Here is a 21,751-nt window from a genome sequence, read left to right on the forward strand (position 1 = left end):
GCGTGACTTCGAACGGAAAATATCCGTCCGAACAGCGGAATCTGCAGCGGGCGCGCACCGAAAACACGAGTCCGCTATCTAAGGTTGGCGCATGCGCACCCGTGCCCCTGCTCTCGTCGGCCGAGGAACGGAGATCGAAGAGATCGGGCGGGTGTTGCACGACGCTCGCCGCTCTTCGGGATCGGCCGTGTTCGTCACCGGCGAACCCGGCATCGGCAAGACCCGGCTCGCCGCCGAGGCGGTCGGCCACGCCCTGGACGCGGGATTGGTGGTGCTGCGGGGACGCGGCAGCACCACCGGACCCGCCGTGCCGTTCCGGGCCCTCACCGAAGCACTCCTCTCCCTCGCCCGCACCGGCGGCCGCGAGCTGGTCGAACAGCTCGGGCCGTACCGGTCGGTGCTGGGCAGGCTGATCCCGGACTGGGCCGCCGGCGCCGACACCGCGGGCGACTCCTCGCTGGTGATGCTCGCCGAGGCGACGCTGCGGCTCACCGGCCTGGCCGGCGCGGGCCGCGGCTGCCTCTTCGTCGTCGACGACCTCCAGGACGCCGACGTGGAAACCCTCGCCGTGGTGGAGTACCTGGCCGCCAACATCCGCACGCAGCCGGTGGTCGTGCTGGCCACGCTGCGCGCCGAACCCTCGCCCGCGCTGGAGGCCGCCCACGCCGCCGCCCGGCGCGGCGAGGGTTTCCTCATGCCCCTGGACAGCCTCGGGCCCGCCGAGGTGCGGGACGTGGTGGCGTCCTCGCTCGGCGCCGAGCCGGGGCAGGTGTCCGCCGACGTGGCCGAGCGCCTGTTCGCCGACAGCGCGGGCAACCCGCTGGTCGTCGAGGAACTGCTGCACAGCATGGTCGCGGCGGGTGAACTGGTGAACGGCGCGGCGGGCTGGCGGTTCACCGGCCACGGCCGCAGCGCCGTGCCCTCGACACTCGTCACGATCATCACCCGCCGCGCCGACCGCCTCGGCGAACGCGGCAAGCAGCTGCTCGCCATCGCCGCGGTGCTCGGCCGCCGGTTCCCCCTGTCGGTGGTGCAGCGGGTGAGCGAGCTCGACGACCACAGCCTGTTCGGCCACCTGCAGTCCGCCGTCGCCGCCCAGCTCCTCATCGCCGACGAGCGCGGCGAAGACTGGTACGCCTTCCGCCACCCGCTCACCGCCGAGGCACTGCTGACCCTGCTCAACCCGGCCGAACGCGTGGCTCTGTCGGCGAAGGCGGCCGACGCCGTGGTCCAGCTGCACCCCGACCTGCCGGGCGAGCTGTGCAGCCTGGCCGCCTCGCTGCGGCTGGGCGCCGGTGACCGCTGGGCCGCCGCCGACCTGTACCGCGAGGCCGCCCAGCGCGCGCTGGCCGGGGGCGCACCGGGGTCGGCGATCGCCGTGCTGGAGCACGCCGTGAACCTGCTCGGCGACGACGCCGATCGCGGCGGCGAACAGTCCTGCCGCTACCGGGATCTGCTGGAGCTGCTGCTGTTCGCGCTCGCGGAGGCGGGGCAGTTCGACCGGGCGGTGAAGGTCGCGCGCTCGCTGCGGCCCGCCGACGGCCGCGATCCCGCCCGCCAGATCCGCGTCCACGTCCGCCTGGCGTGGGCGGCGCAGGTCGCCGGCCGCTGGGCGGAGGGCTTCGAGCAGGTCGCCGCGGCCCGGGCGCTGCTGCCGGGGACGGAGCCGGGCGAAGAGTCCGTCGCGGTGGACGCCGTGGACGCGTACCTGTCGATGTCCGGCCCGGCCCCCGACCGGGTGCGCCGCAGCGAAGAACTGGGCCGCCGGGCGGTCGCCGGGGCCGAGCGGATCGGTTCGGCGTCGACGGCGTGCCAGGCGCTCTACGCGGTCGGGTTCGTGGTGCGCGAGCGGGACATGGCCGAGTCCGGCGAATGCTTCCGGCGGATGCTCGACAGCGCCGCCGAGCACCGGCTGACGAACTGGCGCAACTACGCGCTGGTCGGCCTCGGCGGCAACGCCTGGCTGACCGAAGCGGACCCGTCCGGGCTGGAAACGGCGCGGGCCGAGGCGCTGCGCACCGGCGGGATCAGCCTGGCCTACAACGCCGAAGCCGTGCTGGGCCTGCATTCCGTGCTGTGCGGCCGGTTCGCCGAGGCCGAGCAGCGGCTCGACGCGTGCTACGCGGAGGCGTCCCGGATCAAGTTGTACGCCGTCAGCCGGTACGTGCAGATGACGCGGGCGGTGCTGGCCGGGCACCGCGGCGACCGCCGGGCGATGGAGAGCGCGCTCGGCGACTTCCGGCGCGGCGGCGGCGACGCCGGCCCCGAGGCACCGCTCGCGCGCGGCCTGGCGCAGGTCTTCTGCTCGCTGCTGGAGGAGGACCGCGACACCGCCCGCGCCGAGCTGGACACCCTTGCCGCCGATCAGGCGCGGCAGCAGAGCACGTTCCACCTCGCCGGCACCCACGGCCTGAAGCTGCTGCTCGACGTCATCGCCGGGGACGCGGCCTGGGACGACCACCGCCGCATCGCCGCCGGGGCCGCCGGCGGGATGCGCTGGAACCGCCAGTTCGTGCTGCTGGCCGAGGCGGTGCTGCACGGCCGCGACGGCGCGCCCGAGGCCGCCGCCGCGGCGATGCGGCGCGCGGCGCAGGCGGCCGCGCCGTTCGGCGTGGCCCGCCCGCTGGGCTTGCGCCTGACCGCGGAACCCGCCGTCGACGACGGCTGGGGCGAGCCCGCCGAATGGCTGCGCGAAGCCGAGAGCCATTTCCACGGCGCGGACGTGATCCCGGTGGCCAGCGCGTGCCGCGCGCTGCTGCGCCGGGCCGGCGCGTCGGTGCAGCAGCGCCGGACCGGAACCGAGCGGGTGCCCGAGAGCCTGCGCGCGATCGGCGTCACCCTGCGCGAGTACGAGGTCTTCGAGCTGCTGGCGTTCCGGCTCAGCAACAAGGCACTGGCCGCGCGCCTGCACATCTCCCCGCGCACGGTGGAAAAGCACGTGGCGGCCCTGCTGATGAAGACCTCGGTCCGCGACCGAGCCGAGCTGGCCCGCTTCGCGGCCGAGCACTCGTCGGCCTCGGAGGTCTGACGGCCACGAGCGGACGATTCGGACGAACATGTCGGTGACGGGATGAACAACAAGACGATCTCGGTCAAGGTGTTCTGAGCCAGTGGCCGGCTGCATTTCGGTCATGGTGGCGGCCTCCTGTTCCGATCGCCTCCGACGCTACGGACGGCGGCTCTGCCCCGCATTGCGGAAATCCGCAAGTTCCGTTGCGGTTTTCCGCACCCTGGAATTGCGGATTTCCGCGATGCGGAGGACCGCCGACGCCGGACTCGATCGCCGCCGTCACAATGCGGTTGCGGTCGCCAGGGGACAGCACGCCGTTGGCCACCAGCTCCTGCGTCACCGCCTTCACGTGCTTCACGAACCGGTCGTGGGAGGCGTACTCCGCGTTCTCGGCGATGACGTCGTTGATCGTGCAGCCGTTGCCCGTGTCGGTGTTCCCGACCTGGCTGTCGATCCCGCCTATCACCACCGTCTCCCGGGTGTCCGAGAACGGGCAGGCGTCCGGTGGCGGCGGGGCCGCGACCACCGTGAACGTGCCCGCTACTTCGGCCGAGACGTTCCCGGCGACGTCCGTGGCCCGGGCCCGCACGGTGTGCGTCCCCAGCGCGGACACCACCACCGGCGCCGCGTACCGGGCCCACGCCGCAGCGTCCACTTTGTACTCGACGAAGTCCACACCGGACTCGGCGTCGGCCGCGGTCAGCGTCACGGTCGCCTGGCCGACGTAGTTCCAGCCGCCGTCCTGGTTGCCGCGTACCTGCAGCGACACGGCCGGCGCCGAGGTGTCCCCGCCGGCAACCACCGTGAACGCCACCGAGCCGGTCAGGGACGTGTTCCCGGCGACGTCGGAGGCGCGGAACTCCACCGTGTGCGCGCCCACCGCGGTAACGGGAACCGGTGCGGCGTAGGCAGTCCACGCGCCACCGTCCACCCGGTACTCGACCGAGGCGACCCCGGAACCCGCGTCCGAAGCCGTCACCGTGACCGTCGCCCTGCCGACGTAGCCGCCGTCGGCATCCTGCGTGCCGGCCACCGAAGCCGACACGGCCGGGGCGGTCGTGTCGCTCCGGACCACCGTGAAGTGGGCCATGCCCTCCGGCGACACGTTCCCCGCAACGTCGGTGGCCCGGTAGTGCAGCATGTGCGCGCCCTCCGCGGTCACCGCGACCGGAGCGGTGTAGGCCGTCCAGGCGCCGCCGTCGAGCCGGTACTCCACCGAAGCCACGCCGGAATCCGCGTCCGTGGCCGTGATCCGCGCCGTCGCGACGTCGAGGTAGCTGCCCGACGCATCCTGCGTGCCGGTGATCGCGGCACCGACCGCCGGCGCGGTGGTGTCCCCCGGCCGTGAGACGACCGTGAAGTGCGCCATCCCTTCGGCGGATTCGTTGCCGGCGACGTCGCGAGCCCGGTAGTGCAGCATGTGCGCGCCCACCGCGGACACCACCACCGGGGCCGCGTAAGCCGTCCACGTGCCGCCGTCGAGCTGGTATTCGACCGCGGCCACGCCGGATCCCGGGTCGGTCGCGGTCAGCGAAACCGTGGCGGACCCGAGGTAGCTGCCGGCCGGATCCTTGTCCCCCGTCACCGCCGCGCTCACGGTCGGCGGCGTCGTGTCGCCGGTGCCGTCGGAGACGGTGAACTCCCCCGCCATCGCCGTGTGGCCGGGAATGGTGCAGTAGTAACGGTACTTGCCCGGCGTCAGCGTCACGACGGCCTCGTGGCGGCCGTCCTGCGGGTCGAACGGGTTGGCCAGGATGTTCAGGTCGACGTCGTGGTTGTAGCCCGGCGTCGTCGTGTCGAACGTCAGGGTGTGCGTCATCCCGGTCGTGTTGCCGGTGGCTTCGCTGTTCTCGAAGACGATCCTGGTCTCGCCGGGCAGGGCGCCCGTCGGTGCGGACCCGTATTCGGTGGTGCTGTTGTTCCCGGTCCAGGTCAGCGTCTGGACCGGGGCCGCCGCCGCGGGCGTCGCCAGGCCGAGCACCGCCAGGAACACCGTCAGCAGCAGGGCGATCAGTCGTGGGGACATCGCGGGAGAACACCTTCCTGGGAAGGATGGGGGCCGGGCGAAACCCGGCCCCCATCGCGCTACAGCTGCCGCACCCGGATGTTGCGGAACTCGATCAGGTCGTTGTCGCTGTGGTTCTGCAGCCCGATGAACCCGCTGACGAACTGCCGCAGCTCCGTCGGCGGGTCACCCGCCCGCGACGACTGCTGCCCCGGCGTGTTGTCGAACTCGTTGATCACCACGCCGTTGCGGGTCATCGTGTAGTGCTGCCCGACGACCTTGATTTCGTACTCGTTCCACGTCCCCTTCGGCCGCGCCCCCGCCTGGTCGATCGGGCGCGGGTCGAAGTTGTAGACCGACCCGGTCTTCTGCGGTTCCCCGGTGTCGCCGTCGTAGAGCTGGATCTCGTGGCCGCAGTAGATGGCCACCCACGCCTGTGACGTCCGGGCCGAGCCGACCGTCCCGCAGCTGCCCGGCGGCCGCTGGTCCACGGGCGTCCGCGGATCCGGGAACCGCACGAACACGCCGCTGTTGGCGCGGCCGGGGTCCGGGGCGATGTCCTTGAACTGCAGTTTCACCGAGAAGTCACCGAACTGCCGCTGCGCGTACCACAGCATGCCCAGCCCGCCACCGGCCCGGATGGACCCGTCGGGCTGCAACGTGAACTGGCCGGACGGCGCTTGTGCCCACGCCCGCAGCGACTCCGCCGTGCCGTCGAACAGCGCGTCGTAGCCCGTCGTCCCCGGCTTCCCGATCGGCGACGCCGCGGCCGCCGCGTTCAGCTCGGCCACCTCGGCGTCGTTCAGGACCCCGAGACCGGACAGCGTTTCGGTGGCCTGCTCGACGTGGTTGACGAACGCCGCGTGCGTGCTCCACGTGCTTTCGTCGTCGAGGAAGTCGTCGACCGTGCAGCCGCCGCCGGCGTTGCGGTTGACCACCTTCGTGAGACTGTCGCCCAAGGTCACCACCGGGCTCGGGTCGGCCACCGCGCAGCCGACGTTCACCGAGGCCCGGGTCGTCACGGCTTCGCCGTCCGCATAGGTCACGGTCAGCTTGGCGGTGAAGATCCCGGTGCGCGGGTAGGTGTGCCGCGGGTCGGCCTGGGTGGACACCGAGCCGTCGCCGAACTCCCACCGGTAGGACACGCCGCCGGACTTCGACCCGGTGAACGCCGCCGTCAGCGCCTTGTTCTGCACCATGGTCGACGAGGCCGCCGGTGCGGGCGTCGGCGCGCCGCCGGTGTAGCTGATCTTCAGCAGCTTCTGGTTCGCGTCCAGGGAGAAGAAACCGTTGCCGTAGTCGAGCACGTACAGCGCGCCGTCCGGCCCGAACTTGGCGTCCATCCAGCTCTGCACCCGGGTGTCGCCCGCGCCGCCGGGGATGATCTGCCGGAACGTCTCGGCGAACACCGGCGGCTGGTGCGTCGGCACGCCCTCCGGGTCGACGGTCACCGCGACGCGGTTCTGCGCGTTGGCCTCGTCGCCGATGAACCACTTGTTGTCCCAGTACTCCGGCCACGCGACACCGCTGCCGGTGTTGACCAGCGAGCGGTGGTACGTCGGCCCGGACATGACGGCCTGGCCGCCGCCCCGCAGGTACGGCTGGGTGTAGGTGGCGTCCGCCGCGTTGTACGTCGGAATCGACGAGCCGGGCCGCTTCGGGAAGACCGGGCCGCCGCCGTCCGGCGAGTACCAGATCATGTTGTCCTTGATCGGCGGCAGCGTCACCAGGCCGGTGTTGCGCGGCGAGGTGTTCACCGGGTGGTCGCAGTCGTACCAGCCGGTCAGCTCCGCGGCGTTCGTGCTGCTGCGGTCGCGGTAGGGCTGCCGGTTGCCCATGCAGTACGGCCAGCCGTGGTTGCCCGCTTCGGTGATGATCGTCGCCGTCTCGTACTTCGCCGGCCCGAGCTCGGGGCTGGGCGACGGCGCGTCCGGCCCGACCCAGGCCGCGGTCATCCAGTTGTGCACCGGGTCGATCTGCAGCCGCGAGATGTTGCGGACGCCCATCACGTAGATCTCCGGGCGCGTCTTGTCCGACGGCCCGTTCGGGAACAGGTTGCCCGGCGGGATCGTGTACGTGCCGTTCGCCTCCGGGTGGATCCGCAGGATCTTGCCGCCGAAGTCGTTCGTGCTGCCCGCCGTGCGACGCGCGTCCTGGAACGAAAGGCCCTTGTAGTCGAGCGTCCAGTTGTTGCCCGAGTAGCCGTTCGAGCCACCCGAGGAGTTGTTGTCCCCGGACCCGATGTAGAGGTTGCCGTCCTTGTCGAACGCCATGCCGCCGCCGGCGTGGCAGCAGCTGTGGATCTGCACGTCCCAGGACAGCAGGTCCTTGCGGGTCGCCTGGTCGATGCTCTGGGCCGTGGCGTTGTAGGTGAACCGCGAGACCGTGCGCTTGCCGATCCGCTGGTCGCGATCGATCGACTCGTGCGGCATCCAGTAGGCGTACAGCCAGCCGTTTTCGGCGAACTTCGGGTCCAGCGCCAGCCCGAGCAGGCCCTCTTCGTTCTTGACGAGCTCGTCGCCGCTGCCGCGGTTGCCCATCACGCGCAACGTGGTGAGCAGCTTGACCTTCTTGGTGGCGGGGTCCCACTGGTGGACCGTGCCGCAGCCGAGGCCGACGTTCGGGTCGTCCCAGCTGACCACGGGCCCGGTCGGGCAGGCCGCCTTGCCGATGTAGAAGATCTTGCCGTCCGGGGCGATGGTCAGCCCGTGCGGCTCGCCGATCTGGTCGAGCTGCCCGGCCGCGTTCTTGCCGGTGAGCCGCTCGACCTTGTAGTTGGCGGCGATCCCGGCCTGGCAGTCCCCGCGGACCATCCCGGTGGTCCAGCGCAGCGCGCCGAGCAGGTGGTCGCGGAACTGCCCTTCGCCGTAGGACGCTTCGGTGCGGCCCATGCCGGTGTAGAAGGAGCGGCCGCCGTCGTAGTCGCGGCACCACGAGATCGGGTGGAACGCGCCGTGCGCGCCGACGCCCGGCTGGTAGCCCTTCTCCTCGACCTGCGCGACGGTGTGGACGGTGCCGATCGGGTTGGTCTCCCAGTTGAGCCAGCGATCGGTCCGCGTCCAGTTCTGCGGCAGCCCCTCGGTGGCCGGGTGGTGGGCGTCGAGGACGTCGACGACGGCCTGCTGCGGCGCCGGCTCGGGCGGCGGCGGGGTCGTCGAGGTGTCCTTGAACAGCTTGAGGTCCGCGAGCTGGATGATCGGCTCACCGGCGTTCGCGGTGATGTTCAGCCGGTAGTTCGGGTACCCGGTGGTGTTGGCGAAGGTGAACGTCCGGGTCTGGAACGGCTCGGTGAACGTCTCGTTCGCGCGCGTGTCCAGGTCGGTCCAGGTGGTGCCGTCCGCGGAACCCTGCAAGGTCCAGTTCTTCGGGTTCCGGCCCGGGAAGTCGTTCGCCGACACCAGCGCATAGCTGCTGACCGCGGCCGGGGTCGCCATCTTGTAGGCGACCCAGCCGGTCGTCGCGAACGTCAGCCACTTCGTGTTTTCGTTGTTGTCGGCCAGTTTCTCCTTGGTCTCGTTCGGCGGGTTCTCCCCGCTCGCGGTCACCGCCGCGACCGCTTCCGGCGTGGGCCGGGCACCGACCGGGCGGGCCCCGATCAGGCCGGTGAACCACTGCGACGAGTCCTGCGCGCGGGCGGCGTCGGAAATGCCCAGGAACCCGCCGCCGGCCTTCATGTACGCCTGCAGCGCGCCTTCCTGCTCCCGGCTGAGCGTCACGCCCTGCGCGGACAGGAACACCACCCCGCGGTAGCGGGCCAGGTTGGCGGTGCTGAACACCGAAGGATCCTGCGATGCCGTGACCGTGATGCCGTTGTCCGCGCCCAGCCGCGCGATCGCGTCGGACGCGCGGAGAACCGGATCCTTCTGGCCGGCCGCGGCGCCGTGGAAGACCAGCACGTTCACCGGCACGTTCACCGCGGCGGGTGCGGCCTGTGCCACGGGCATCGCCATCAGCGGGGCCCCGGCCGCGAAGACCGAACCGATGGCGAGCACGACCGCGGCACGTTTTCCGAACCAGCGTCTGTTCATAGCTCCCCTCCTGCATGCGTACGGGAATCCGGGTTCACGTCGTGCCCGGTGTGGCCGTGCTCCTTGAACCGGTCGATCGCGTCCTGCGCGCCGTCGGGCAGCCCGCCGTCGGCGTTGCGAACCAGGAAGAGGCCCACCATCCCGTCGTCGGAGTGGGTCTGGACGTGGCAGTGGTACATCCACGCCCCGGGCCCGGCGCCTTCGCCGGCGATCACCTGGAAGCCGAACGAGCTGCCGGGGTCGAGGTTCTTGTTGTCGAGGATGACAGCGTTGTCAGCGGCGCTGCCGAGCATCCCGGTGCGGGTGTCGGCCCAGCGGTGCCCGTGCAGGTGGAACGTGTGCGGCAGGCTGCCGTACCCGATGCAGATCCACTCGACGCGCTCGCCGAGACGGGCTTCGAAGATCGGTGTGTCGGGTGCCATCGCGTGGTTGATCATCATCTCGTTGAAGACGACGGTGTACTGCCTGCTCGGCAGCAGGTCGCCGCGCTTGCGGACGATCAGCCCGCCGTAGAGCCCGCGGGCGAGGCCGGCGGTGCCGTGGTCGGTGCCCATGGCGTGGTCGTGGTAGTGCCAGTACCCGGCGCTGCCGGGCATCCAGAACCCGCCGCCGGCGTCGTACCGGGTCCGCGTGCGCCAGGTGTAGGTGCGTGTTTCGCCCGGCTTGTTGAAGGACGCGTTGAGCGGCGCGCCGTCCGACGCGGTGTCGTAGGTGACGCCGTGCGGGTGGATCGAAAGGCGTTTGTCGGTCCGGTTGACCAGTTCGATCTCGAGGGTGTCACCCTCGTAGACCTCCAGCAGCGGCCCCGGGATCGTGGCCTTGCCCGGCTCCAGGCCGTAGCCGTAGAGGCCGCCGGGCAGGGCTTCGGCGTAGATGGTGATCTGACGGGTCAGGCCCGCGGCCGACGCCGTCCCGGCGAGCCCGGCGGCGGGCGCGAGCACGCCCGCCGCGGTCCCGGCCAGCATCGATCGACGTGACACTCGCATGTCGATTCCCCCGGGCTCTCAGAAACGCACGGTGCGGAGGTATTCGAAGCCGGCCTTCGCGGTGTTCAGCGGGTCGGCGGGCTGGTCGTGCTCGACGATGAATTCGCGGACGGTGTGGCAGGACGCGGCGAAGATGCGCCGGAAGTCGATCACCCCGGTGCCGGGGTCGGTCATCTGCCCGTCCGCCGTCATGTCCTTGACGTGGTACTGCGTCACGCGCGGGAAGTGCTGCCGGAACAACCCGACGGGATCGGCGCCGCCGGTCACCGCCCAGAACAGGTCGACCTCCAGGTGCACGGTCCGCTTGTCCGTCTTCGCGGTGAGGACGTCGTAGGGCCGCACGCCCCCGATCGGGGCGAACTCGTGGGCGTGGTTGTGGTAGCCGAGGGCGATCCCGGCCTTGCGGAAGGCGGCCGCGGCGGTGGTGAGCCGGCCCGCGAAGGCCTCCCACTCCGCGATGGTGGCGAACTGCGCGTACGGCACGTTGGCCAGGCTGTTCCCGAGGATCTTCGCGTCGGCGATGGTCCGGTTCAGGTCGCCGTCGATGCCGACGTGCGTCGAGGACGCCTTGAGGTGGCAGCGGTCGAGGATGGCGCGGAACTCGGTCGCGCTGCGGCCGTACGTCCCGGCCAGTTCGACCTTCCGGTAGCCGATGTCGGCCAGTGCCGACAGCGTGCCTTCCGGGTCGTTCTGCAGCAGCGACCGCAGGGAGTAGAGCTGGATGCTGATCCGGTCGAGCGGGATCCGGCGCCGGGCCGTGGCGGCGTCCGCGACGCCGGGGAGGGCGACCGTCGCGAGCGCGGCCGTGGCCACGCCCAAGATGGTCCGTCGGGAGTACTGCTCAGTTGCATGGCCGCACATGGAACTCCCTCATCTCTTGGTGCTGAAAGCCGCGTCGAAAGCCGCCGACGGCTGGTCGAACAGGTGCTCGCGCAGGTACTTCACCGCCTCCGCCGCGCCGCGGAGCCGGTCCATCCCGGCGTCCTCCCACTCCACCGAAATCGGGCCGGAGTAGCCGATCGAGTTGAGCGCCCGGAAGCAGTCCTCCCACGGGACGTCGCCGTGGCCGACGGACACGAAGTCCCAGCCACGCCGCGGATCGGCCCAGGCCAGGTGCGAGCCGAGCCGTCCGTTGCGGCCGTCGAAGCGCTTGCGGGTGTCCTTGCAGTCGACGTGGTAGATCCGGTCGGCGAAGTCGAGGATGAACCCGACCGGGTCCAGGTCCTGCCAGACGAAGTGCGACGGGTCCCAGTTCAGCCCGAACGCCGGCCGGTGGCCGACGGCTTCGAGGGCGCGCTTGGTCGTCCAGTAGTCGTAGGCGATTTCCGAGGGGTGGACCTCGTGCGCGAACCGGACGCCGACCTCGTCGAAGACGTCCAGGATCGGGTTCCACCGGCGCGCGAAGTCCGCGTAGCCGTCATCGATGTCATCACGCGGCACCGGCGGAAACATCGCGACGTACTTCCAGATCTTCGACCCGGTGAACCCGATCACCGTGTCCACGCCGAGCTTCGCCGCCGCCCGTGCGGTGTCGGCCATCTCGGCCGCCGCCCGCTGCCGGACGCCCTCGGGTTCGCCGTCGCCCCAGATCCGGGACGGCAGGATCGCCTGGTGCCGGTGGTCGATGGGGTCGTCGCAGACGGCCTGCCCGACGAGGTGGTTCGAGATCGCCCACACCTTGAGGCCGTGCTCGGCGAGCAGCCGCAGCCGCCCCGGCACGTAGTCCTCTTCGGACAGTGCGCGGTCGACCTCGAAGTGGTCGCCCGAGCAGGCGATCTCGAGCCCGTCGTAGCCCCACTCCGCGGCGAGCTTGCAGACCTCGGTGAACGGCAGATCCGCCCACTGGCCGGTGAACAAGGTAACCGGACGGCTCATGCGCGCACCTCGCTGACGCTCGGTGCGGCGTGAGCCGAACGCGCAGTGTTGAATGATTCGTTCGCAGGCTCTCTCATTGCTGTTCCTCCACCGATGTCCATTGCGCTTCCGCGGACGCGCTCTTTTCGACGGCGTCCAGCACCCGCTGGACGCGCAAGCCGTCGTCGAAGCCCGGCTCGGGGTCGGTGCCCGCGCCGATGGCTTCCAGGAGGTCGGCGACCTCGTGGGTGAACGTGTGCTCGTAGCCGAGGAGGTGCCCCGGCGGCCACCACGCGCCGACGTACGGGTGCTGCGGCTCGGTGACGAGGATCCGGCGGAACCCGGCCTCGGTGCCGGTGCCCTCGTACCACTGGAGTTCGTTCATCGACTCGAAGTCGAACGCCAGGCTCGCCTTCGACCCGTTGACCTCCAGCCGCATCGCGTTCTTGCGACCCAGCGCGAACCGGGTCGCCTCGAAGGTCGCCACCGCGCCCCCCGACAGCCGCGCCAGGAACAACGCGGTGTCGTCGACCGTCACCTCGTCCGTCCCGCCGCTTTCCGACGGCCGCTGCTTGACGAAGGTGTTCGTCAGCGCCGAGACGCCGGTGATCACGTCCCCGGTGACGAACTGGGCGGCGTCGACGATGTGCGCACCGAGGTCGCCGAGCGCGCCCGAACCGGCGGATTCCTTCCGGAGCCGCCAGGTCATCGGCGCTTCCGGGTCGGCCAGCCAGTCCTGCAGGTACACCGACCGCACGTGCCGGATCTCGCCGAGCGCCCCGCCCGCCACCAGTTTCCTGGCGTGGGCGAGCGCGGGCACCCGGCGGTAGTTGAACGCGACCATGGCCCGTACCCCGCGTTCACGGGCCCGCCGCGCCGCCTCGGCCATCGCCTCGGCCTCCGCCACCGAGTTGGCCAAGGGCTTCTCGCACAGCACGTGCTTCCCGGCCTCCAGCGCGGCGATCGCGATCTCCGCGTGGCTGTCGCCCGGCGTGCAGACGTCGACCAGGCCGACGTCGTCCCGGGCGACCAGCTTCCGCCAGTCGGTCTCGACGTCCTCCCAGCCGAACTTTTCCGCAGCCGCCTTGGCCCGGGTCTCGTCGCGGCCGCCGAGCACGGCCAGCCGCGGCACCAGCGGCGGGTCGAAGAACCGGTGGACGCTGCGCCAGGCGTGCGAATGCACCGCACCCATGAACGCGTGGCCCACCATGCCGATCCCGATCGTTTCCCGTCCCGGGCTCATACCCCTCCTTCTTCTTGCTGGAAAACCGGTCAGGAGTCGAAGCCGACGTCGAGGTAGTGGTCGACGTTCTCCTTGGTCACCACGGCCGAGTACGTGGTGATCTCGGCCGGGACGTCGTGCTCGGCCAGGTCGCCGATCCCCTTGGCCTGCCCGAGCAGCCGGGCGAGCGCGACCGCCGTGGAGGCCATCGACGGGCTGTAGAGCACGGTCGCCTTGATCGGCGCGGAGTCGGCCTTGATCAGGTTCATCATGTTCTTGGAACCGGCGCCGCCGACCATGATGAACTCCTTGCGGCCCGCGGTGTCGATCGCCGCGTTGACGCCGATGCCCTGGTCGTCGTCGTGGTTCCACAGTGCGTCCAGCTTGGGCGCCCCTTGGAGCAGGTTCGCGGTCTGCTGCTCCCCCGACTCCGACGTGAACTGCGCCGAGACGCGGGGGCCGACCTGGAACCCGGCCCGCCCGAGCGCGTCCTTGAAGCCCTTGCTGCGCTCCTGGGTCAGCGGCAGCGAGTCGATCCCGGCGACCTCGCCGATGACCGGGTTCGCGACGTTCTTCTTCTTGAGTTCCGCGGCGATGTAGTTGCCGGCGTTGACGCCCATCCGGTAGTTGTCGCCGCCGATCCACGTTCTGTACGCCAGCGGCGTGTCGAACACGCGGTCCAGGTTGATCACCGGGATGCCGGCGTCCATCGCCTGCTGGCCGACCGCGGTCAGCGCCTTGCCGTCGAAGGGCAGGATCACCAGCACGTCGACCTTGGCGTTGATCAGCGTCTCCACCTGGGAGATCTGCTGGTTGACGTCGTTGGTGCCCTCCGTGGCGGTGAACTTCACCTCGCTGAACTTCTGCGCCTGGGCCTTGGCGTTCTTGGTGATCGCCGCGATCCAGCCGTGGTCGGCGGCCGGTGCGGAGAAGCCGATGGTGATCGGCTTGCCCGGCTGGGCGTTGTTGCCCGCGTTGGCGACCGGCGCGTTCGACTCCTGGTTCGCCGGCGTGTTCCCCGTGCACCCGGCCAGCAGCGCGCCGGCGCCGACCGCGGCGCCGCCCAGCAGGAATCCCCGGCGGCCGAGGAAGGGTTGTTCGGTCATGGCGGCCTCCATCGGTGGTGAACTAACTACCGGTCCTGGCTTTCCTGGCCCGGAACTGCAAGAGCACGGCGAGCACGATGATCACGCCCTTGGCGATGTTCTGGACGTCGGTGTCCAGGTTGTTCAGCGTGAAGATGTTCGACAGCACCGTGAAGATCAGCACGCCGACGAGGGTGCCGATGAGCGAGCCGCGGCCGCCGGTCAGCAGCGTGCCGCCGATGACCACCGCCGCGATCGCGTCGAGCTCGTAGAACATGCCGTTGGTCGACGCACCCGCCGTGGTGCGCGCGACGACCATGAGCGCCGCGATCCCGCAGCAGAGCCCGGCCACGCCGTAGACCAGCGCAAGGTGCCGCTTGACGTTGATGCCGGCCAGCCGCGACGCTTCGGCGTTGCCGCCGACCGCGTACGTCCGGCGGCCGAAGGTGGTGCGGTTGAGCACGACCCAGCCGACTGCGAAAACCAGCGCGAACAGCCAGATCAGCGTCGGGATGCCGAGGAAGCCGCCCCGGAAGAAGGCCAGGAAGTCCTGGTCGGCGACGACCTGCGTGCGGCGGCCGCTGATCCGCTCGGCGAGCCCGCGTGCCGAGACGTACATCGCCAGGGTGGCGATGAACGGCACGACCTTGCCGTAGGCGACGAGCACGCCGTTGACCAGCCCGCAGCCGAGGCCGACCGCCAGTCCGCAGAGGACCATCACCCACGGGCCGTAGGACTGCGTCGCCAGCGTCGTCAGCCAGACGCCGGCCAGGCCCACCATCGAGCCGACCGACAGGTCGATGCCGCCGCTGATGATCACGAACGTCATCCCGACGCTGACCACGCCGATCGCCGCGGCCAGCCGCAGGATCGTCGAGATGTTGCTTTCGGTGAAGAACAGCTCGGGCCGGGTGACCTGGCCGACCAGGCACAGCACGACGAGCACGCCCACCAGGCCGAGCAGCCGCGGGTCGGCGGAGAAGGCGAACCGCCGCTTCCGTTCGGCGGGCAGCGCTTCCTGGGGTGGTACCTGGGTCTCGGTCATGCCGCGCTCCCCTCGAGAATCACGTCGAGCACCTCGGCCTCGGTCAGCCCGGCGGAGCGCCGGTCGGCGAGGACGCGGCCCTCGCGCAGCACCAGCACCCGGTCGGACAGCCCGAGCACCTCGGGGATCTCGCTGGACACCAGCACGATCGCCACGCCGGTCGCGGCCAGCTCGTCGATCAGCCGGTACAGCTCGGCGCGGGCCCCGACGTCGACGCCGCGCGTCGGCTCGTCGAGCAGCAGCACCCGGCACCCGCGGACCAGCCACCGCGCGAGCACGGCCTTCTGCTGGTTGCCGCCGGACAGCGTGCGGACGATCCGCCGCGGATCGGCGGGCCGCAGGTCGAGGCGCCGCAGGCTCGCGCCGGCGTCGTCGAGTTCCCTGGCGCGGTCGGTGAAGCCGAGCTTCGCGTACCGGCCGAGGCTGGCCAGCGTCACGTTGTGCACCACCGGCAGGTCGAGCAGCAGCCCCTGGCTCTTGCGTTCCTCCGGCGCGAGGCCGATGCCCGCCCTGACCGCCGCCTGCACGCCCGGGCCGAGCGGCTTTCCTTGCACCGTAACGGTTCCGCGGTCGGCCCGGCGGGCACCGAAGATCGTCTCCAGCAGCTCGCTGCGTCCGGACCCGACCAGGCCGGCGATGCCGACGACTTCGCCGGCGTGGACGGTGAAGCTCACGTCCTCGAACTCGCCGGCGCGGGAGAGGTGGGCGACTTCGAGCACGGAGGTGGGCTTGGCGTGGCCCTCGTGACGCGGGCCGAAGACCGTCTCCACCCTGCGCCCGGCCATCAGCGCGACCAGGTCGGCGGTCGGCGTGGTGCGGGCGTCCAGGCCGGTGCCGACGGTCCGGCCGTCCTTGAGCACGGTCACCCGGTGCCCGATGCGGCGCAGTTCCTCGAGCCGGTGCGAGATGTAGACGACCGCGACGCCGTCGGCGGTCAGCTCGCCGACGATGCGGAAGAGGTTGTCGACCTCCTCGCCGGCCAGCGCGGCGGTGGGCTCGTCCATCACCAGCAACCGGGCGTCGTGGGCGAGCGCGCGGGCCATCGACACCAGCTGCTGCGCGGCGGCGGAAAGCCTGCCGACCTCGGTCGACGGCCGGATGTCCGGGTGCCCCAGCCGCGCCATCAGGCGGGCGGCCTCGGCACGGGCCTGGGAGATCCGCGTGAACCCGAAGCGGGCGCGTTCGTGGCCGAGGAAGATGTTGTCCGCCACCGAAAGCCCGGGCACCAGGTCGAGCTCCTGGTACATGGTCGCGATGCCCAGGCGCAGGGCGTCGACCGGAGACCCGAGGTCGACGCGCTCGCCGGCCCAGGTGAGCTCTCCTTCGTCCGGCCGGTGCGCGCCGGAGAGGACCTTGATCAGCGTCGACTTCCCGGCACCGTTCTGGCCGAGCAGGCAGTGCACCTCGCCGGGTTCGACGTCGAGGTCGACGCCGTCGAGCGCACGCACTCCCGGGAAGTTCTTCACGATCCCGCGGACGGAAAGCAGGCTCATGCGCACACCTCGCTAGCGCTCGGTGCCGCCTGAGCCGGAAGCGCAGTGTTGAATGATTCGCTCGCAAGCTCGTTCATACCGTGGCCTCCTCGGCGAGCGTCGGGTTCGCGAACAGCCGCTCGGCCGCCAGGTGCGCGGCGCCCCGCAGCGGAGCCTGCAGGCCGAGCCCGGACGCCACGACCCGTGCCTGCCCGAGCGGCCGGGCGGCGAGCTCGACGCGGACCGGTTCGACGAGCCACTCGCCCAGTTCCGCGAAGTAGCCGCCGAGCACGACGACGTCCGGGTCGAGCACGTCGACCACGGTGGACAGCGCGATGCCGAGCGCGACGCCGAGTTCGTGGACCGCCGTCAGCGCACGCTGGTCGCCGCGCCGGACGCGGTCCTTGAGCAGGGCGACGCGGCCTTCGACGCCGGGGGCGGGATCGTGCAGCGGGTCGCCGGGGGCCGCGGCCGCGCGCAGGACGGCGGCCAGGTTCGCCTTCGTTTCCAGGCAGCCCGTCCGGCCGCAGGAACACCGCTCGCCGGAGGGATCGACGGCGATGTGCCCGACCTCGCCCGCGAAACCGCGGGCGCCACGCAGGATCGTGCCGCCGGAGACGAACCCGCCGCCGACGGCCGTCCCGCCGCCGCCGAGGTAGCACAGCTCGGTCCCGGTACCGGCGATCGATTCGGCGAGTGCACCGAGGTTGGCGTCGTTGTCGACGGCGATGGCCTCGACCGGGACGCCCAGGCGGGCCGCCATGAGGCCGGCGATTTCCGCGTCCCGCCAGCGCAGCGCCGGCGCGAACCGCAGCACGGCGGCGGCCGAGTCGACCAGCCCGGGGACGGAGATCGCGACCCCGACGGGTGGACCGGGCAGAACGGCACGGGCCAGGCGGGCGAGTTCGTCCATCCCGGCGGGCAGCCCGAGCGCGGCGACGTCGGCGGCCTCGGACCGCTCGGCCAGTACACGGCCGGACAGGTCGGTGACCTGCGCCGACAGCCGGTCGGCTTCGATGCCCAGAGCCAGCGCGTACGCGTCTTCGCCGTGCAGTTCGACCAGCCGGCTCGGCCGTCCGTTCCCCGGGCGGACCCCGGCGGGCCGGACCAGGCCGCGTTCGGCGAGTTCGGTGAGCAGGCCGGGCACCGCGGACTTCGTGATCCCGCAGCGGGCCGCCAGCTGCGTGCGCGAGAGCGGGCCGGTGCGCAGTGCCCGCAGGACCGCGGCCAGGCTCGCCGTACGCGGGCTCGCCGAGCCGGCTCGCCTCGGTTCGGTGACGGCCACGGTGCCCCCATCTTGCGCTGGCTGCTGAACGCACTTTGTCGCTCAGGCAGCGAAAGTAGGGTGACTCGCATCACTCGTCAAGGTGATACCCGTACGTAAAGGTGGGTTTTCACCCGGATAGACGTGCGAAACCGGACAGACTTTCGATCAGTCGATGCAAAAGTCTGTCCGGTTTCGACGTTACACTGTGGACGCGTTCAACAACGCTGCGTAATAATTGGGGTCAGCTGCTGAGCGTGAAAGCCCGGTCCGTGGCCGACCACGCGGCCCCGATCACACCCGCCGTCTCGCCCAGCTCGGACAGCACGATCGGCAGGTTCCCGGTGGCCAGCGGCAGCGAGCGCCGGTACACCGCACTGCGCACTTCGGCGAGCAGCTGGTGCCCGAGCTGGGCCACCCCGCCGCCGATCACCACCATGCCCGGGTTGATGAAGCAGACCAGCGAGGCGATGACCTGGCCGAGCCGCCGTCCGCCGTCGCGGATGAGGTTGACCGCACCGGAGTCGCCCGCCGCGGCGGCCCGGCCGACGTCGCGGGCGGTGACCGCCCCGCGTTCGGCCGCGGCCTCGGCCAGGTACGCCGAACGGCCACTGCGTGCCAGCGCCAGCCCGTCGCGGGCCAGCGCGGCCCCGCCGAAGTAGGCCTCCAGGCAGCCGACCTCGCCGCACGCGCAGGTCGGGCCGAATTCGTCGAGCCGGATGTGCCCGATGTCGCCCGCCGTTCCCGCGACCCCGCGGTAGACCTTGCCGCCGAGCACGATCCCGCAGCCGATCCCGGTGCCGATCTTGACGAACATCAGGTCGTCGGTCGAACGCGCGACCCCGGCGTGCCGTTCACCGAGGGCCATCGCGTTGACGTCGTTGTCCACCGCGACCGGGCAACCCCAGAGCCCGCCGAGGTGGTCGCGCACGTTGAACCGGTCCCAGCCGGGCATGATCGGTGGCGCGACCGCCATCCCCTGGGCGAAGCTGACCGGCCCGGGCAGCCCGACGCCGGCCGCGACCAGCCGGCCGGGTGCCTCGTCGCGGACCTTCGCCGCGAGTTCGGCGACCCGCCGCAGCACCGGGTGCGGCCCCTGCCGCACATCGCAGTCCTCGACGGTGTGCGCGAGCACCTCGCACGAGGCGTCGGTGACCGCGACGCCGACCGACGTCGCACCGACGTCCACCGCGAGCACCCGCAGTTCGCCGGCGAGCCGGACCAGCGTCGACCGCCGTCCGCCGCGGCTGGCCGACGGCCCCGCCGCTTCGACGAGCCCGACCTCGGCGAGCCGGGCCACCTCGGCGCCCACCCGGGCGCGCGGCAGCTCGAGCCGCTCCCCCAGCTCGACCCGCGACATCGGGCCGTCGTCCCGGAGCAGGGTGAGCAACCGGGTCTGGTGCCGGGTCTCGACCATCGACTGCTCCGGGGTGGTTACCGTGCTCATTCGCCTCAGCGTACTGGTGCTCCGCCGGACGACCGTGCACCCGGCTGTGGCGGATGAGGTGGGGGTGGGGGTCACCCGGACCGGTGCCATCGGCCGCGAACCCGTTCACCCGCCCCGGTTCCGGGGCAGCCTCCCGCCATCGGAAACCGGCTCTACGACAGGAGGATCGCCATGCGACGGATCACGGCCGCGCTGGGTGCGTTGGCGTTGACGACCGGAGTCCTCATCGGCACGACGGGCACCGCCTCGGCCCAGGCGGAAAGCGTGCCGGCGGAGAGGTGTGTGGGCAGTTCGCTGGCCATGTTCGCCACGACGGCCTTGTGCGTCGTCGAACGGAACTACCCGGTCATCACGAACCCGGCCACCTGACCCTGCGCCGCGGGCCGCCCGGGAAGCGCCGCCCCACCACCGTCCGCCGCGGAGCACCCGGGCACCCGGGCACCCGCCGATGGCCGTGCCCGCCACGGTCGGAGTGGTCACCGGCCTGGCGGGCCCTGCCCGCCTGCGGCGGCCCCGCTCCCGCCGGCAACAAGCGCCCCAAGGTGGCCTTCGGTGCGTTGAACGCACCCAATGTGGCCTTCGGTGCGCTCAACGCACCCAAGGTGGCCTTCGGTGCGCCCAACGCACCCAATGTGGCCTTGGGGCGCTGTGCCGGCGACCGCGCACCCGGCCCCGCAGAGGTGGGTGGCGGGTGGGTGCGGCATTCTGCGCGGGTGCCGATCACGACCGAGTTCTGGGCCACCACCGCCCAGGTCATTCCCGCGCTCCTGCTCGCCGTGGTGCTGGCGGAGCGGTCCGATCGGCCGAAGCCGGCGGAGCCGGCGGAACCGGCGTCCGAACCGCCGTCCGAACCGGCGCCGCCCAAGGCGCTGCGGGTGGTGTTCAGCCTGGCGATGCTCGTGTCGATCGCCTTGGGCGTGTCGGCCGAGTTCCTGGCGCTGGACGGCCTGCTCGGCGGGGGCAGCCGGGGGACGGCCCGGGTGGTGATCCTCGCGATCGGCGTGCTCGCGTTCTGGGTGGTCGCCGTCGGGGCGATGCGGCGAGGCGGGCGGTTCTTCCCGGCGGACGACGACGCGCTGGACCGCGTCTCCGCCGGTCGCGCCGTCGCCGTGACCACCGTTGCCGTGGGGCACTTCCTGTTCGCGTTCGCCGTGGCCGTCCTGCCGCTGGCGGCGGCGATCTGGCTGGCGATCCGGCTCTGAGACGCCTCGGCGCACCGGCACCGGTAAGTCCGTCAGGGTGAGCGCCGAGTGCTCGAACGACGGCGGCTCGTGCGCGGCCTGGCCGACCCCGACGACCTCGCGGCCTTCCTGTCGGCGACCGGCGAACCGGAGTGACCGGTGCCGGCGCGGTTCTTCCCGTGGTCAGTGCTGGGCGAACTGCCGGTTCGTCGGCTGGCTGACGCCGGGCTTGACCGGCAGCGGGTCGATGACCAGCCGCTCGCCGTGGATGTCGGTGACCGCGACCGCGCCGCCGCACCCGGCGCCGTTCTCCGACAGGAAGTAGTTGTAGTCGGTGCGCTGCAGCCGTTTCCAGCTGCCACCCGCACGGACTTCCAGCCGGGCCACCGGATTGCGGTGGTCGATCACCTGGATCCCGCACCAGTACTGGGACGAGCCGTCCTTGTAGCGCAGGGAAATCTTCTTCGCCGACGGCGGGCTCACCAGCTTCCAGGTGACCGGGATCTCGCCGAGGTTGCGCGCCCCGAGGCGGTCGAACGCCTTCGGGTTCAGGTCCAGCTGCCCGACCCGGCAGGGCGCCGGGCACAGGTTGGTGATCCGCACCGTCACGCTCGCGCCGTTGGCCGCCCGGACCAGCACGAAGGCCCCGCACGCCTGGGAGCCCTCGTAGTCGGCGACGTTCATCGCGGCGTTCAACGGGTCCGTGGTCGCGTCGTACCCGCACGCACCGGTGCCGTCGGTGTCGTAGAAGGTCGCCACGCCGGAGTGGGTCGCCCCCGGCTCGATCCGGCCGGCGAGCGGCGCCGCCGCCGACGTCGAAGACGTGACGCTGGAGGACGTGGCGGTCGTCGGCGTCGTCGGCGTCGTGGTCGGCGGCGGGGTCGACTCAGGCGGCGTGGTGACGGCGGCCGTCCCGATCGCGGGGGCAGCGTCCGATTTGTTCGCCGCTTCGGCCGGGACCGGACCGCCGGTCCGCGTCGCCACCAGGACGACGACCGTCGCGGCCACCACGAGCAACGCCACGATCGCCACGAGCACCGTGCGCCTGGGCACCGCACCTCCCGAACCGCCGGTAGTCCACATCAGACAGCACCCGAAGGTGCGCCGACGACGATCCGCCGGGCGGTGTGAACGCTAACACAACCGCGGCCG

15 protein-coding genes are annotated in these 21,751 nt (G+C 71.6%); 3 read left to right on the forward strand and 12 right to left on the reverse strand.

Features of this window, described 5'->3' with window-relative positions:
* Positions 1-91: 91 nt before the first annotated feature.
* On the forward strand, positions 92-3,028 hold the full coding sequence (locus ACLJQE_RS32895) for an AAA family ATPase (protein WP_410643424.1): 2,937 nt from the start codon (positions 92-94) through the stop codon (positions 3,026-3,028).
* Between the two features lie 64 nt (positions 3,029-3,092).
* On the opposite strand, the gene ACLJQE_RS32900 is transcribed toward ACLJQE_RS32895, so the two are convergent.
* The 11 genes from ACLJQE_RS32900 to ACLJQE_RS32950 form a co-directional block, all read right to left on the reverse strand.
* Positions 3,093-5,036, reverse strand: coding sequence for an OmpL47-type beta-barrel domain-containing protein (locus ACLJQE_RS32900; protein WP_410643425.1), 1,944 nt, complete (start codon positions 5,034-5,036; stop codon positions 3,093-3,095).
* 59 nt (positions 5,037-5,095) lie between these two features.
* Positions 5,096-8,965, reverse strand: a complete 3,870-nt coding sequence (locus ACLJQE_RS32905) for a ThuA domain-containing protein (protein WP_410643575.1) — start codon at positions 8,963-8,965, stop codon at positions 5,096-5,098.
* A 74-nt stretch (positions 8,966-9,039) separates the two neighbouring features.
* Positions 9,040-10,029: a multicopper oxidase domain-containing protein gene (locus ACLJQE_RS32910; protein WP_410643426.1), complete on the reverse strand. Its 990-nt coding sequence runs from the start codon at positions 10,027-10,029 to the stop codon at positions 9,040-9,042.
* Between the two features lie 18 nt (positions 10,030-10,047).
* Positions 10,048-10,890 (reverse strand): sugar phosphate isomerase/epimerase family protein, encoded by an 843-nt coding sequence (locus tag ACLJQE_RS32915; RefSeq protein ID WP_410643427.1) that lies wholly within the window; start codon positions 10,888-10,890, stop codon positions 10,048-10,050.
* Between the two features lie 9 nt (positions 10,891-10,899).
* Positions 10,900-11,904 carry a sugar phosphate isomerase/epimerase family protein gene (locus ACLJQE_RS32920; RefSeq protein ID WP_410643428.1) on the reverse strand — a complete coding sequence of 335 codons (1,005 nt, stop codon included), beginning with the start codon at positions 11,902-11,904 and terminating at the stop codon, positions 10,900-10,902.
* 73 nt (positions 11,905-11,977) lie between these two features.
* Complete coding sequence (locus tag ACLJQE_RS32925; RefSeq protein ID WP_410643429.1) at positions 11,978-13,126, reverse strand: Gfo/Idh/MocA family protein; 1,149 nt, start codon at positions 13,124-13,126, stop codon at positions 11,978-11,980.
* A gap of 29 nt (positions 13,127-13,155) precedes the next feature.
* Positions 13,156-14,211, reverse strand: coding sequence for a substrate-binding domain-containing protein (locus ACLJQE_RS32930; RefSeq protein ID WP_410643430.1), 1,056 nt, complete (start codon positions 14,209-14,211; stop codon positions 13,156-13,158).
* Between the two features lie 22 nt (positions 14,212-14,233).
* Complete coding sequence (locus ACLJQE_RS32935; protein WP_410643431.1) at positions 14,234-15,235, reverse strand: ABC transporter permease; 1,002 nt, start codon at positions 15,233-15,235, stop codon at positions 14,234-14,236.
* The gene (locus ACLJQE_RS32940) at positions 15,232-16,728 is read right to left on the reverse strand and encodes a sugar ABC transporter ATP-binding protein (protein ID WP_410643432.1); all 1,497 of its coding nucleotides are present in this window, start codon (positions 16,726-16,728) and stop codon (positions 15,232-15,234) included. The genes ACLJQE_RS32935 and ACLJQE_RS32940 overlap by 4 nt, the downstream gene beginning before the upstream one ends.
* A 73-nt stretch (positions 16,729-16,801) precedes the next feature.
* Positions 16,802-17,992 carry an ROK family protein gene (locus ACLJQE_RS32945; RefSeq protein ID WP_410643433.1) on the reverse strand — a complete coding sequence of 397 codons (1,191 nt, stop codon included), beginning with the start codon at positions 17,990-17,992 and terminating at the stop codon, positions 16,802-16,804.
* Between the two features lie 223 nt (positions 17,993-18,215).
* On the reverse strand, positions 18,216-19,388 hold the full coding sequence (locus ACLJQE_RS32950; protein WP_410643576.1) for an ROK family protein: 1,173 nt from the start codon (positions 19,386-19,388) through the stop codon (positions 18,216-18,218).
* A 201-nt stretch (positions 19,389-19,589) separates the two neighbouring features.
* Between ACLJQE_RS32950 and ACLJQE_RS32955 the strand changes: the two genes are divergently transcribed.
* Both ACLJQE_RS32955 and ACLJQE_RS32960 read left to right on the forward strand, forming a co-directional pair.
* Entirely contained in the window at positions 19,590-19,787 is a 198-nt protein-coding gene (locus tag ACLJQE_RS32955) for a hypothetical protein (protein ID WP_410643434.1), read from the forward strand.
* A 344-nt stretch (positions 19,788-20,131) separates the two neighbouring features.
* Entirely contained in the window at positions 20,132-20,620 is a 489-nt protein-coding gene (locus ACLJQE_RS32960; RefSeq protein WP_410643435.1) for a hypothetical protein, read from the forward strand.
* A gap of 162 nt (positions 20,621-20,782) precedes the next feature.
* Here the strand turns inward: ACLJQE_RS32960 and ACLJQE_RS32965 are convergent, their stop codons facing one another.
* Entirely contained in the window at positions 20,783-21,652 is an 870-nt protein-coding gene (locus ACLJQE_RS32965) for an expansin EXLX1 family cellulose-binding protein (RefSeq protein ID WP_410643436.1), read from the reverse strand.
* Between the last annotated feature and the right edge of the window lie 99 nt (positions 21,653-21,751).

It is taken from the genome of Amycolatopsis sp. lyj-346 (assembly GCF_046548975.1).
Classification (GTDB): domain Bacteria; phylum Actinomycetota; class Actinomycetes; order Mycobacteriales; family Pseudonocardiaceae; genus Amycolatopsis.